10 protein-coding genes are annotated in these 13,943 nt (G+C 47.1%); 6 read left to right on the top strand and 4 right to left on the bottom strand.

Annotated features, from left to right (window positions below):
* Positions 1-2: 2 nt before the first annotated feature.
* Positions 3-1,106 carry an efflux RND transporter periplasmic adaptor subunit gene (locus tag J7439_RS06845; protein ID WP_209201087.1) on the bottom strand — a complete coding sequence of 368 codons (1,104 nt, stop codon included), beginning with the start codon at positions 1,104-1,106 and terminating at the stop codon, positions 3-5.
* 90 nt (positions 1,107-1,196) lie between these two features.
* Positions 1,197-1,913 (bottom strand): TetR/AcrR family transcriptional regulator, encoded by a 717-nt coding sequence (locus J7439_RS06850; RefSeq protein WP_209201088.1) that lies wholly within the window; start codon positions 1,911-1,913, stop codon positions 1,197-1,199.
* A gap of 250 nt (positions 1,914-2,163) precedes the next feature.
* Between J7439_RS06850 and J7439_RS06855 the strand changes: the two genes are divergently transcribed.
* Positions 2,164-3,102, top strand: coding sequence for a CNNM domain-containing protein (locus J7439_RS06855; protein WP_209201089.1), 939 nt, complete (start codon positions 2,164-2,166; stop codon positions 3,100-3,102).
* A gap of 120 nt (positions 3,103-3,222) precedes the next feature.
* Here the strand turns inward: J7439_RS06855 and J7439_RS06860 are convergent, their stop codons facing one another.
* Together J7439_RS06860 and J7439_RS06865 are read right to left on the bottom strand one after the other, a co-directional pair.
* The gene (locus J7439_RS06860) at positions 3,223-4,749 is read right to left on the bottom strand and encodes an IucA/IucC family protein (protein ID WP_209201090.1); all 1,527 of its coding nucleotides are present in this window, start codon (positions 4,747-4,749) and stop codon (positions 3,223-3,225) included.
* Positions 4,750-4,917: 168 nt separating this feature from the next.
* The gene (locus tag J7439_RS06865; RefSeq protein WP_209201091.1) at positions 4,918-7,626 is read right to left on the bottom strand and encodes a hypothetical protein; all 2,709 of its coding nucleotides are present in this window, start codon (positions 7,624-7,626) and stop codon (positions 4,918-4,920) included.
* A 197-nt stretch (positions 7,627-7,823) separates the two neighbouring features.
* On the opposite strand from J7439_RS06865, the gene J7439_RS06870 reads away from it, so the two are divergent.
* From J7439_RS06870 to J7439_RS06890, 5 genes are all read left to right on the top strand, one after another.
* Complete coding sequence (locus J7439_RS06870; protein ID WP_209201092.1) at positions 7,824-9,062, top strand: NAD(P)/FAD-dependent oxidoreductase; 1,239 nt, start codon at positions 7,824-7,826, stop codon at positions 9,060-9,062.
* The gene (locus tag J7439_RS06875) at positions 9,059-9,880 is read left to right on the top strand and encodes an aldo/keto reductase (RefSeq protein WP_209201093.1); all 822 of its coding nucleotides are present in this window, start codon (positions 9,059-9,061) and stop codon (positions 9,878-9,880) included. Before J7439_RS06870 ends, J7439_RS06875 begins: the two co-directional genes overlap by 4 nt.
* 218 nt (positions 9,881-10,098) lie before the next feature.
* The gene (locus tag J7439_RS06880) at positions 10,099-11,562 is read left to right on the top strand and encodes a sigma-54 dependent transcriptional regulator (RefSeq protein ID WP_209201094.1); all 1,464 of its coding nucleotides are present in this window, start codon (positions 10,099-10,101) and stop codon (positions 11,560-11,562) included.
* A gap of 593 nt (positions 11,563-12,155) precedes the next feature.
* A complete protein-coding gene (locus tag J7439_RS06885) occupies positions 12,156-13,013 on the top strand; it encodes a MinD/ParA family ATP-binding protein (protein WP_209201095.1) in 858 nt (285 codons plus the stop codon).
* 59 nt (positions 13,014-13,072) lie between these two features.
* On the top strand, positions 13,073-13,753 hold the full coding sequence (locus J7439_RS06890; protein WP_502950407.1) for an RNA polymerase sigma factor FliA: 681 nt from the start codon (positions 13,073-13,075) through the stop codon (positions 13,751-13,753).
* Positions 13,754-13,943: the final 190 nt, after the last annotated feature.

Consider the following 13,943-nt stretch of genomic DNA (forward strand, 5'->3'; position numbering starts at 1 on the left):
GCTTATAGTCCCCGTTCCTTGCGCAGCGGTTTGACTGGCATGCCATCGTATAGCTGACTGAGACCTGCGGTAACGATCTGGTCACCGGTATTGAGGCCTGACAGAACCTGAATTCCCGCTTCGGTAATCCGTCCTGTGGTCACTTCGACAGGGGTAACCTGACTGGTATCCTGATCAAAACGCCAGACCACCGTCTTATTGTCAGTGTCAGTTTTGGAAACGGCTGAAATGGGGACCAGAACGTATCCTGGTTGCCCCCGGGTATCGATGACCCGGGCCAGGTCAATAATGACTGTGGCGGTCATACCGGGAAGAATGTTCATATTGGTTGGTGCCATCCGGGTGAAAATGACTTCATAACTCTGGGTGCCCGGAGTTACCCGTGTAGCATGTTCTTTATAGTTGACCGGAAACTCCTTGCCAGGTGCACCCGGGAAGGTGGCAATGGGCTGATAGCCATTGTTGACCGCCTTGGCGTTGACATGGGAAACGATACTTTCAGGTACCTGGATGCTGATATCGAGCCGGTCGCTGCTTTGCAGAATAAGGACCGGCTGCTGGGCCTGAACCTGCTGGTGCGCTTCGGCCAGAGTCTGGGCAACCCGGCCACTGAAGGGTGCTGTCAGTGTCGTATACGCCAGTTTGTCCCGGCTTAATTTCAGCGCCGCTTCCGCAGATTTCAGTCTGGCACTGGCAGTATCGTAGCTGGATTGCGAAATAACTCTCTTTTCTAACAGGGAGCTGGCGCGTTCAAACTCTGCCTTGGCCAATTCATAATTCGCCTGACGATCCTGAAGCTCATTGCGGATATCCCGGTCATCAAGATAAGCCAGCACCTGTCCTTCAGTCACATCATCGCCCTGTTTGACCTCGATCTTGTCGATCTGTCCGGGTATACGGAAGGATATTTCAGCTTCTTCGGTCGCCGTTACTTTGCCTGGAAAATAACGTAACTGCTGCTGCTGGGGATCTTTTACCGTAAAGAGTTTTACTGGCCGGATGACTTCTTTATGCCCGGTTTGCTCCTGATCGCAACCGGTCAGCAGGGTGAACGTCATTAACACCATCACGGCGATGGATGATCGGGATGAAGGGGTGAGATGCATTCTGAGGTAGCTCCAAAACAGTTGGGTAGAAGTATCTGGTAGACATGCTTGATGTGTACCGCGTTCCTGGAATCAATAAATTCTGGCTGGTTAACTGCTTATATATGTAGCAACAACCTGCTCAGCCTGAAGCTTGCAGTTGTCAATCATGGGTGGTGGAAACGGCGATCTCCATCCCCAGCCCTGCAGGTATTTGGCCAGGTTGGAAGTGAGCAGGCTGAAGCCATTGTCTTTCTGCAGGGAGGATTGTTTAAGGCCAAACCCGGACATGCTGATCTGGAACAGACCTTCGCCCAGACTCCAGATGCCCATCACAAAATCAGTCAGTGCATCCTCGCGATTCTGGTCGGTTATTTCAGGGTTGTCCGCCATTAACTCAATAATCAGTGCTTTAACCATCTGGCTCATCTTATGGTAGATGTCGTCCAGTGTCTGTGCCCGTCCTGTTGATGCTCGTTGCCAGATATCCGGGGTCATTGCCAGTTGTCGTAGAAAGTAGTGATTGGGCTGTCTGGCATAAGACAACCAGATGGCAATATTAAGCGTCAGAAGACGTTCCATGGCGGGTACCGGGCTGCTGAGCACTTTATGGAATACAGTCGCAATCGTGCTGGAGATAGTAATGGCGCAACCCAGCAACAGATCTTCCTTGCTGGAGAAGTGCGAATATACGGTTCCCATTGAGAACTGGGCTTGTTTGGCAACTTCAGACATTTTCAGGTCCATAAAGCCCTTTTCCTCAAGAATGGTCAGGGCGGACTGAATAATGGTCGTTTCTCTCTGTGCCCGTTTGTCGGATGCTGACATGGCAAATAACCGTGGTGGAGAGCAGGAAAATTAAGTAGCAGGACTGTTTGAATAAAAATCGAATTATATTCGAATTTTGTTTTAAATAAAGGTAATTATTCAGGTGTACAAAAGTAGTTAACGTTAATAAAGAAGAAAAGTGGTCGAAAACAATATATTACAGGCTTTTTACATGCTGGCGGGCTTGCTCGGCTAATGGTCCCCCACTTAAACTGCTTGCTGTCTAATTGCTGTTTTTCTGGAGGTATGGATGCTCCTGGTCGTTCTTTTTGCATGCCTGATTGTCGCTGTTACTGCTTTTTTATCCCTTCTTGAATCATCGTTGGTGGCGGTTGATGAGTTAAGGCTGGTCACGATCCTGTACAAAAGGCCCGACAATAAAAAGGCTATCCAGCAAGTCTTTCAGAAAAAGCGGGAGCACCTGTCAGCGATTGTTTTGTTGAGCACACTGATCAGTATTTCTGGCAGCACTTTCCTTGGAGCGCTGGCTGCCAGAGAATTTAACGATCTCTGGATGGTTGTTTTTACGGCACTGCTCGCTTATTTTATGCTGGTATTCGCCAAGGTTCTGCCCAAGCTGCTGGCAGTGCAGATTGCTGATAGGGTCGTTGCCAGATATTCACCTTTTATCCATCTTATGTATTCAGTGACCAGACCTGTGCTGCTGTTAGCCTTGGTCTGGACCCGTCTTTTACCCAAGCCCATTGAAGAAGACAGAAGCAGTGATGAACTCCGGAGTATTATCAAGCATTACAATAAGCGTGGGGTGATTGGTAAACGTCAGCGAAAACTGGCCGACGCTGTACTGACTTCCCATCAGCGCCAGCTGACTGAGCTGGTTGAGCGCTCAATACCCGCCGTCTGTCTCTTATCCGAGGCAACCGTCGCTTCTGTTGAAACGACGATTCGCTCATATCCCTGTAAGCGTTATGTGGTTCTGACCGATGGCAAGCCTACAGGAATTGTTCTCTATCGGCATATCGCCCGTTGTCTGGTTAATGAAAAGGCTGATATCTCAGTGGGAGAGCTTATGAGAAAAACCATTAATCTGGCACCGGAAACCTCATTGCATGAGGCAATGACAGCGCTTCAGGAGGCCAGGGCGTCCATTATCCTGCTTTTGGGAGAGACGGTAGAACAGACCCGGATTGTCACCGCGAAAAAGTTGTACCAGGCTTTACTGCGCTGACTTCAAATCAGGCGACAGATATTGTTAACTGGCTGTACCCCAATTCATCTTCGACAATTTCTCCGGTGGTAATTTCAAGGCGTTGATAAAAGGTATTACAGGCACAGTATCAGGAGCCTCTTACGGTCTGACCACACTGATATTCTTTCTTCGGGAGTATGCATCCTGATGCTGGAAATAGTGAGGAAGTGTCATTTTCACCAGTTCAGAAAACCATTCAAACTCTACGCAGGGTGTGTTGCAGGAATCAATGTTGCCTATTTTATCCATAAAAAATGAGTAGTCATAGTCAGGGCATTTTCTTTTGATGTTCAGGAAAATACCCTGGCGGGTCATCACTTCAAGCAATTCCCGGGCAAATAATTTTTCAAAATACCCATAGCGGTAAAAAGTCCCTGGGGTATGGCGCGTTCGATGTTGATCTGTGCACCCATCGGCTCCTGGCAGTGTCCAGTTATCCTGGTAGCCATGGACGGTCATTTTTGCACGCCAGCAACAAAATTCCGGGTCCCTGGTGGTGGGTTCTGATTTAAAAAAGACTTTCGTCAGGTTAAACAGTACTTTTTTGGCGATTCCCTCCATTATGACGGCGGCATCAGGAATAAAGTTTGGTTCCCAGTACTGGGCATGATCACGGAGATGCTCCGGCAGCTGGTGTAGCTGGACGTCACTCAGGCGGCAGTTCACGCCGCCCATATCACGGTAGATAAAATCAATAGCGGGTAAATCGTTGTGATCCATTGTCAGCTTCAGCAATACGTTTTGACCATGAAACTCAAGATAAAAGCGCTGCCTGTAAATGTGATCGACCATTTCTTCCGCAATGGGCTTGAGTAATGCGTCGGTAATAAACTGGGTAGGCGTCTTTTGGCTTTGTTCAACCAGGGTGTTGAGTAAAGGCCAGTTGTTTACGCCAAACAGTGCATATAGTGGGATAATGTAGTGGCCTTGAGTCGTGAATAATTCCGGAACAGGTCTATGGATTATGCCGGCACCGGATAGCTGTATGGCTTCTTCTTTCGGGTCAATCAGGTGGGCATCAGGAACGAAAGACAAATTTTCTTCCAGACACGTAAACTTCTCTGTTTGTTTATTTTTTAATACCGACGAATTCGCTACGCTGGCTGCACACTCTTTTTGATAAAGCAACCTGCGAACACCCCCTATTTCCTCATTCAGGCTGACTTTGACCATGGCGAATTCTGTTGTGCTGCCAGTGGGCAAGGCAATCAACAAGGTTCTGAATGAGCTTAACGCTAAAGCGGGAACATCAACCTGTGCATGCTGATATTTTGATATCAGGGGGGAAAACAGCGTTGTGGATTTCGGGTGTACCAGATACAGGATTTGATCCTGACCTTCGACCGTGCGCGTGATTGAGCAATGCCCTTTGCGGAGCTGAAACAGTTTTCCTTCAGAACAGGGAATCCAGTAGCCTTTCATCATAAACGGCTGGAAAGTGCCGGGATGGTATTGATCATCGCTGGCCTCATACCCATGATGAAACCCGGCAACGATCTGTTGATTTTCATTAACAACGTGCCGGCTCTCTTCTGCCATCGCCAACCGGGTTTTTTCGGCGTATATATACGCCAGGAAGGTATCTGGCAGAGCTTTGAAAGTATCCCATAGTGGACTTCTATCCATTTTTTCCCTGCAGGATTGGATTTCAGTCTGAAAAAACTGATCAACAAGAGATAAGCAGTTCCGTTCGGATAACTGACTATTGCCGGGGGGGAGTGAACGATTTTTCGTCTCTGTCAGCGCAGTGTAAACATGGGGGATACCTGTTGTGGCCGCAATCATCTTCCTATCCTATGATGTTTCCACTCTGTATCCAGTCTGAGCCATCCTGCTTTCTGGCTGAAAACCAAATCGACGGTCAGCTTCCAATTGACTGGTCTCCTGCGTGCCGACGGTTACAGGCAGGCGACGTGGCAGCATGATTTTATCACTGCTTTGTGAAGCTTCCCGATGGATATATAAGCCGTCGTTCTCATTCGGACCTCTGGCGTCTATGAATTGCTCTTTAACCAGATAGCCAACCAGGTGCTTGGGCAGATCCTGCTGAAAGAGTGCGTATTGCCAGCGATTAAGTGCATTACCCCTTACCCGGTATTGTCGATCAATCTGTTCTCGATATGTCTCATTATCAGCACCTGATGATTGATCAGTCCCAAAACCGAGCAGGTGCATCAGTTGATAAATGTCATCATCATTTCTCTCGTGATTAAGACGCCAGAACTCATCGGATACAAAACGATAAACATGTTGATAAAGCGAAACGGGGGTGTAGTGGGAATGCAAAAGATGGCTAATGGTTTGCTGGCTTTCAGGCGTGAGGTTCTCGTAGGCATCAGCTTGAGCCCGGCCGGAGACGATGGACAGCCCTGTAAAGTGATTAACTTGCTCCTGACAGCGAGCCGCCATGGAAGATTCACTGCTGTGTCCGATGGCACTGGCAAGAGATGCTGTAACGCTGTCTTGCAAAAATTGCCGAATACAATCTTTTATGTGGCTGTTACTGCCAGAAATCAACGGAAGTAACAGCGATTGTATTCGGCCTGAGAAACCTTCGTTGCATCCTTCTAAATCATTGCCAACAATAGCGACAAGATTATTCAGAGCATGGCTGATTGAGTTGTCTGTCAGGTTGTAAACTTCGGCATAGAATAACTGGCTGACAAACATTTCAAAATACTCAACAGACTCGTCAACCATCCCGCGACCGCTGTAGCCATGGTCCCTCATGCCTGAATAGCGATTAAGTCGCTGGATAAAGTTTCTTTCCAGTGCGGCTAACGCCCCATCAATACCGGGGTTGCTGGCTTTGTATTGCTGATACGCATGGCAATCCCGGAGTGTCTGGCACAGAGCCTTGATATTCCTGTGCAGCTGCCTCCCCGCGTACATGATATCCCTCTCGCTATCACCATAGATCGCGTAGAGTTGTTCTTCGTCAATGACCGGTTGATCCGCCGGCTTCCTGAAGTAGCATACTGCGTGATACCGTAAAAGGTCATGGCAACGTTCCAGCGATTTCGCCTCAATCCCTGAAATGTGTTGGATGTTCGTCAAGGCGTTTTGAATGGAAAGTAATGCCGGAGGGCTGTTGGTACCTTTTATTTGTTGGTAAATCTCATAGAGTAAAGCTGATTTATAACTTTTAATGGAATCCAGCTCGCTTATTCCCATTTCCTTCAATACGTCAATGGCAGTGCGCAGGCTTCTGGTACTTGTCAGCTCTTTAAGCAATTGTTGAAGCTTTAATAACTTGTTGAGGTGCGGACAAATGAGACGTAACTGTGCAACATTCAGATTGGTGCTGTAGGTTCCGCGCAGAAACTGCTTGGGTTCTCCGTTAGCACCATACATCGCAAGTTCTGCGTAAATTGATTCAAACTTGTCCTTAAGGAAGTCCCTGTCATCATGATTCTCAAGATTGATGGAAAGGGTATTGAACAGCAGACAGGGTTGCGCCTGGGGTAAAGGGCTGATCAAACGTTGACACGCTGTTGTCATACGTATTGGATTTCTGAGAATTTCGGCCATTGATTTTTTTCCGATGCTGACAAAATGATCAGCGCTATCCTCTGAAATCCTGTCATCCACTCCCAGCAGGTCACCCACTATACATAAAAAGTCGTCATACCATTTGTTTAATTCTTCCAGATGCTCACTTAGTTTGATCATTTGATCTTTACTTAATGAAAATCCGGTTTCTCCATCATAATTTGCTTCCACATCATGCAGTAGGTTCTGGCTGAATAGCAGGTCGAAAAAGCTATAGCCAAGCGCATGATTGCCATCGGGGATTTTGATCAGGAAACGCCCCTCGGTTTCATAGGGAGCTTGTTGGTAGCCAATGTCTACCGTATACATCTCTCTGAACTCCGGTTGTACTTCAGCGAGTTCTATTAGATGAGAGAGCCTGGCCCTGACGCTATCGCCCAGGTGCTTATCACTTTTGCACTCCCGATAGGTGTCTGCCAGAGTGCTTGCGGCTAATTGATCGACTTCGTGTTGGTCCCAATGAAGCCATTGACTGATCAGCTTTCTTTTCTCAATGGCAGCTTTTTTCTCCGCCTGTTGATCAGCATGGTTGGCAATGGCTGTTTCAATAGTATTGGCATCCCCGCCATGTTCATGGAAAAAATTCCGAAGGTACTCCAGATGCCCGGCAATTTGCTGTCGCAATGGTAGAAGCTGCCTGAATGCTGATGCGTCTTCAAGAAGGGTAATGACTTTGACCCGGATCTTTAAATCAAAACATTGAGTGAGATGTTCAATGCTTTGATGTGACCAGGTTCCTGACAGGTTTGATGTGCTGATAATTTGCTGAATAATATGACCATAATCAATATCAGGGGTTGTCTCACAGGGAGGCTGTGGTATATCCATGGCTACTGCCAATGGTTGATCAGTATGGGAGGACGATAATGATTGTTGCGCCCCTGCCGCGGATGTAATTTGAGGCGGTGTGGCGATAAGGGGCGTTGTATGAGTTGAATGAATATGGGGCATGGATACATCCTGATAAACATAGAAACTAAATCTATTGACCCTGGAATTGATAGAAAGTTCTTGAGTACGATTCCGTTCATCAGTTACTGGTCATGAGTCAGAACGTTCGATCACAGTATTTTCCTGCCTGACTATTCATACTGTGAGCTATGTTATAATCGTCCATTTAAGGTCATCTCAGATAGTTGAACTCTCTTATGTCTCAAACTGTAGAAGCCGATGTGGTGGTGATTGGCGGTGGCATCGCTGGTCTCTGGTTATTTCGCACCCTGAATACTCTGGGCTATCGAACCTTGTTGCTGGAGCAGAACGCTCTGGGCGGTGGTCAGACCATTAAATCCCAGGGCATTGTTCATGGTGGTACAAAATACACGTTAACAGGTCAGTTAACCAATGCTTCCCAGGCCATTGCCGGTATGCCGGAGCGCTGGCGTAATGCCCTGGCTGGCAAGGGGGGGGAGGTGGATCCGGATCTCCGTTCGGCCCGCATACTGTCTGAATACCACTATCTCTGGTCGCCAGGTGATATTGGCTCACGAATGACCTCTTTCTTTGCCAGTAAAGCGCTTCGTGGACGGGTTGATGCATTAACCAGTGAGCAGTTTCCGGCCATTTTCAAACATGATGGTTTCCGCGGAAAGGTATATCAGCTCAATGAAATTGTTCTGGATATTGCCACCGTTACCCGTGCTCTGGTCAGTGGCCTTGAAGATAAAACGCTGAAAGTGGACTGGAGCGAGCAGGGTAATGCCCGGTTGTTAACCAATGCCAACGGTGAGATTGATGCTGTTGCCCTGGCGGATAACAATGGTCAGACCACCCTGTTGCAAGCCAAACGGTTTGTGCTGGCTGCGGGTGAAGGCGCTGAGGCGCTATTGAATACCTGGGGTGTCAGTCATCCCAAAATGCAGGTACGTCCCTTGCAGATGGTGATGGTTCGCCATACCCATCCTGAGCCTATTTATGCCCATTGTCTCGGCACAACACCATTGCCGAGAATGACTATTACCAGTCATCCGGATACCGATGGCAAGTGGGTCTGGTATCTCGGCGGAGGCATTGCGGAAGATGGTGTCAAACAGTCTGCAGAGGAATTGATTGCCACGGCGAAAAAAGAGCTGAAAGCGCTGTTGCCTTGGGTAGACCTGAGCCAGGCTGAGTGGGACACCCTGCGGGTCAATCGTGCCGAGCCAAAACAGAGCCGCCTGCTTCGTCCGGATGCGGCTTTTTGTCAGCCGGTGGCCAACGGTATTGTCACCTGGCCGACCAAACTGGCACTGGCTCCCAATCTCTCTGATGAAGTGGTTCGTTTGCTGCAGGAGGATAATATTCGTCCAGCGACGGATGACAGTTTCGTTATGCCGGAAGGATTTTCCCGGCCTGATATCTGCCCAAACTTCTGGCAGGGGCATTTTGCACAAGGGAAGACATTATGAGCCAGTGCCTTGTTAAAAAGCAGATTGCCGGTACTGATCTTGAAGTGTCGCCACTGGGTTTCGGCACCGTTAAGTTTGGCCGGGATCAGGGCGTAAAGTACCCGGAACATTTTACGATTCCTGATGACCGTGAAATGTTGGATCTGCTTACCCTGGCCCATGCCCTGGGCATGAACCTGCTGGATACGGCTCCGGCCTATGGCACCAGCGAGGAACGCCTTGGTCAGTTGTTTGCCAAACATAAAGGGCTGCGTGAACAGTGGGTCATCTGCAGTAAGGTTGGTGAAGAGTTTGTCACTGTTGAAAATGGTCGGGGAGAGTCTTATTTTGATTTTTCGGAGCAGCATATCCGCTTCAGTGTGGAGCGAAGCCTGAAGCGCCTGAATACCGATGTGATTGAATTGCTGCTGGTGCATTCCAATGGTGATGATGTCAATATCATTGAGCAGACGGGCTGTCTGGAAGTGCTGGCTGATCTGAAAAAGGAGGGGAAAATCCTCGCTTCGGGTATGTCCACCAAAACGGTTGCCGGTGGCATCCTGGCGCTGAAACATTCCGACGTTGCCATGGTGACCTATAACCTGAACGAACAGGGTGAAAAGCCGGTGTTGGACTACGCGCTGGAACATGGCAAAGGCATCTTTATCAAGAAGGCCCTGGCCAGTGGTCATGCCTGCCTGTCAGGACAGGACCCCGTTCTGGAAAGTATGAAACTGGTGTTTTCACACCCGGCGGTTTCTTCAGCTATTGTTGGCACCATCAATCCTGTTCATATGCGACAGAATGTGGAGGCGTATCTGAAAGTCAGTGGGATTTAAGGTGGTTCGGGAGCTTCTAACTATCTATAGGAGAGGCTCCCATGAATAAAGAATATGGGTTTAAATAATTTTCTTTTATGTTTTTTTGAAATAAAAAACAAACAAAAGTTTGACGAAACCACTTTTTGGTTATTTACTGAAATAATAAGAAGTAATTTAATTTCGAAAATTTGTATCTACGCTGTAAAAATTAATCGGATGACAAGGATCGTCGTCTTATGGAAACAGCTGAGCAGGTACTCATCATTGAAGACGCGGAGCAGCGTCGGCATGACTTCAGCACTATTTTGCAGTTTATGGGCTATCACACAGTGGCTATCGGTGCAGCCTACTGGGAAGATGCCGTTAGTGCTTATTCCCCGGAAACCTTCAGTGCCTTATTTCTAGGTGATTTTTTACAGGCAGAAAGCTCCCTGCAGGGAATGCTCTCCAGAGTTCAGGGCTGGTGTGGTGGCGTTCCGGTCATCCGGATTGCGGAGTCACTGCCAGACAATCTGTCGTTAGCGCTTGCCAGGCAAATCATTGCACGGGTTGACTGGCCATGCAGCAAGCCGCAACTTTTATCCAGTTTGCATTATGGTCAGGTCTATCGTGAGCAGTGGCGTCAGGCACACCAGACTGGCTACAACCAGCAGGTACAACTGTTCCGTGGACTGGTTGGCAAGAGTGAGCGTATCCGGAAAGTTAGGGCCGCCATGGCCCAGGTGGCGGATCGGGACGTCAATGTTTTGATCACCGGTGAGTCCGGCACGGGCAAAGAAGTGGTTGCCCGCAATCTTCATGAGCATTCCTATCGCAGAAGTGCGCCATTTGTTCCGGTCAATTGCGGTGCTATCCCCACAGATCTGTTGGAAAGTGAGCTCTTTGGCCATGAAAAGGGTGCTTTCACCGGTGCTGTGACCAGTCGCAAGGGACGGTTTGAACTAGCCCAGGGCGGAACACTTTTTCTTGACGAAATAGGCGATATGCCTCTGCATATGCAGGTCAAGTTGCTCAGGGTTTTGCAGGAGAGGACGTTCGAACGGGTTGGTGGAACAGAGCCCATTGAGGTGGATGTTCGAATTATTGCGGCAACCCATAAAAATCTTGAAGGTATGATCACTGAGGGAAGCTTCAGGGAAGATCTTTATTACCGTTTGAATGTATTTCCCATTGAGATGCCTTCGCTTAAAGAGCGGCCTGAAGATATTCCACTGATGATTAATGAGCTGACCCATAATATGGAGAAGCAGGCCAGGGGATCAATTCGACTCAGTTCCGCAGCAATATTATCGCTTTGTCGGCATGACTGGCCGGGAAATGTCCGGGAAATGGCCAATCTTCTGGAGCGTTTGGCGATTATGTATCCCTATGGGGTTATTGGTGTTCAGGATCTGCCAGAAAGTTTCTGTCATCTCGATTTGATCAGCCAGGAAGATGATGGTGTGGCTGATTTATTTCCGGACAGTATTCAGCCAGCCGGTGCTGCTACTTCGGAAGACCTTGCAGTACTGCCGGTAGGAGGGTTGAACCTGAAGGAGTATCTGACCCGACTGGAAAAGAGTTTGATTCAGCAGGCGCTGAGTGACTGTAATAGCGTTGTTGCCAGGGCAGCAGACAAGTTGCAGATTCGGCGAACGACCCTGGTGGAAAAAATGCGCAAGTATGGTCTGCAGAGATATGAGGATTCTGTGAAAACCTGATATTCAGTGATGAAAAAAAATGGCTACATATTTTTGTAGCCATTTTTTTTGATAACAGATTTATTCTCAGATTTACTGGGTTAGCAAATACTTTCCGGTTTTTGTTTCTGTATTGTTCTGTTGTACTTTGACTCCCTTCTGCTTCTTGCAGCTCCGCTGTTCGACAATTGTCGCTGATTGGTTTGCAGGTAATCCTTTATTTGCATATTTAATGAATGCGCTAATCAGCATCATGTCACGATCTGGTTTTTTTCTTCCCTGTTTTGTCGATCAAATGCTGCCATTTTTGCGTCACTATAAAGTGACACTGTCAAATAACTATCTTTTTAGATAGTTCAAAAAAGTGTTCAAGATATTTCCAAAGCAACCGAAAATTAATCTATGTCAAAAAAATAGCGAAATGAAATTGATGTTGTTTTAGAAAGTCGTTAAAAAACAGGTGGTTGTGTTTTTTTATTTTTCTTTATGCATTCTTTTGGGGTTTGGTAGCTGTTTTTATTTTTCAAATCAAAGTTGGCATGTTCATTGATATGTATATTTTGTCGTTTTTCTATATGCATTTTCTGAGCAATTGAAAAATTAAAGTGAGAACGATGGCGCAAGCAAAGAAAAGAGTGATTGCGGTTTCAGGATGTAAAGGAGGTGTTGGTAAAACCGTAGTTGCAGTAAACCTTGCCCTGGCGATGGCAAAGCTGGGTCAGCGTGTCGTTTTGATGGATGGTAATCTTTCTGTACCAGATGTTGAGTTCACCCTCGGGATGAATGAAGAAGGTTTAAAAGAACAATTGTCGTCTGATTTTATTTTTTCATCTTCTGCTGAAGGTGAGTTCGCTACTTCGAGCTCGGGCCATCAGCAGAAAGGACTGTTGGATGGTCCTTCGGGTGTAAGGGTATTTACACCGGCTGCTCAGGGCGATTGGAAAGACAGTATCCAAATTATTCAGGCAGTAGAGTTGATTCAGGACATGGATGATCTTGCGTCAGATCTGGATACTTTGATTATTGATACGGCTCCGGGCCTGGCCCCGGATAATGTAACTCTCATTCAGGCGGCAACAGAGGTAGTCGTTGTCGTCAGTCAGGAAGACGTGTCTGTTATTGATGCTGTTCGACAGATAAGGCTTCTGTATCGGGTTTTCAATGTTCACCAGTTTTATATTGTCGTTAATCTGGTGAGCAGTAGAAGAGGCGGTGCTAAACAGTTTGAGAAACTGCAGGAGTATCTGAAAGACGACAAACAGATAGTTTTAAGCTATCTGGGGGCAATTCCACATGATAAGACTGTAAGTGAAGCGATATTACAGCAGTCGGCACTGTTGACTGTCAGTAACGATTGTCGGGCTGCAAGAGCGTTTCACAGAATTGGACATCAGCTAGCAAAATTACCGGTGCCTGAGCCAAAAGGTCGTATAGAATTCTTTTTGCCTGGTAGGATCAAGGAGAGGATCTAAACATGACAGAGACAGCACAGGACGTGCAAACCAAGTCGGCACAAAAAACGACACTGAACATGGAAGAGATGGTGGTAAAACATCGCTCATTGGTAAAAAGAATTGCTAATCATCTCGCCGCAAGAATGCCCGCCAGTGTTCAGATTGATGATCTGGTTCAGTCAGGAATGATTGGGTTGCTTGAAGCAGCTTCAAAATATGATGCATCCAAAGGTGCCAGTTTTGAAACGTTTGCCGGTATTCGAATTCGTGGCGCAATGCTGGACGAAATTCGAAAAGGGGACTGGGGGCCAAGATCAGTATATCGCAACAGTCGTCGTATTACTGAAGCGGTTCAGGTTGTTGAGGCGAAACTGGGAAGAGATGCCCGGGATTCTGAAGTCGCCAAAGAGCTTGATGTGAAAATCGATGAGTATTACACCATTCTGAGTGATTTAAGAGGGTGTCGTCTTTTTAGTTATGAAGAGTTATTTGATAGTGAAGAATCAAGAATGCAGGCTCGCTCAGGAGACAGGGGCCCCTCAGCAGATATTCAGGAAGAAAAATTTAAAACAGCACTGATTGAAGCCATCGATAAACTGCCTGAAAGAGAAAAGCTGGTATTGATGCTTTATTACGATGAAGAGATGAATCTGAAAGAGATCGGTAAAGTGTTAGGGGTCAGTGAATCAAGAGTCAGCCAAATTCATTCTCAGGCTGCACTGCGTTTAAGGTCACGGCTGCAAAACTGGCTGAGTTAACGTCTCAGCCACACCTTTTTTACAGGGCAGTGACAAAATATGGTCAAGCGTCGGGAAACGGATCGTTTTCTTTTTTGATTTTGACAACGTTCAGTTGAGTTGATCTATTTTCAGAAATATATGCCGGTTATATGCTGCATAGCTTTGAACATTTTATTTTTAGTTTCTTATTGTTCCAAGTGAGTGGGTC

The organism is Salinisphaera sp. G21_0, assembly GCF_017744115.1.
Lineage (GTDB): Bacteria > Pseudomonadota > Gammaproteobacteria > Pseudomonadales > Endozoicomonadaceae > Endozoicomonas.

What these genes read in the sequence shown, in the direction of transcription:
- J7439_RS06850 (WP_209201088.1), bottom strand. Translation starts at nt 1,913, where the DNA reads ATGTCAGCATCCGACAAACGGGCACAGAGAGAAACGACCATTATTCAG.
- J7439_RS06880 (WP_209201094.1), top strand. Translation starts at nt 10,099, where the DNA reads ATGGAAACAGCTGAGCAGGTACTCATCATTGAAGACGCGGAGCAGCGT.
- J7439_RS06870 (WP_209201092.1), top strand. Translation starts at nt 7,824, where the DNA reads ATGTCTCAAACTGTAGAAGCCGATGTGGTGGTGATTGGCGGTGGCATC.
- J7439_RS06890 (WP_502950407.1), top strand. Translation starts at nt 13,073, where the DNA reads ATGGAAGAGATGGTGGTAAAACATCGCTCATTGGTAAAAAGAATTGCT.
- J7439_RS06855 (WP_209201089.1), top strand. Translation starts at nt 2,164, where the DNA reads ATGCTCCTGGTCGTTCTTTTTGCATGCCTGATTGTCGCTGTTACTGCT.
- J7439_RS06860 (WP_209201090.1), bottom strand. Translation starts at nt 4,749, where the DNA reads ATGGATAGAAGTCCACTATGGGATACTTTCAAAGCTCTGCCAGATACC.
- J7439_RS06865 (WP_209201091.1), bottom strand. Translation starts at nt 7,626, where the DNA reads ATGCCCCATATTCATTCAACTCATACAACGCCCCTTATCGCCACACCG.
- J7439_RS06885 (WP_209201095.1), top strand. Translation starts at nt 12,156, where the DNA reads ATGGCGCAAGCAAAGAAAAGAGTGATTGCGGTTTCAGGATGTAAAGGA.
- J7439_RS06875 (WP_209201093.1), top strand. Translation starts at nt 9,059, where the DNA reads ATGAGCCAGTGCCTTGTTAAAAAGCAGATTGCCGGTACTGATCTTGAA.
- J7439_RS06845 (WP_209201087.1), bottom strand. Translation starts at nt 1,106, where the DNA reads ATGCATCTCACCCCTTCATCCCGATCATCCATCGCCGTGATGGTGTTA.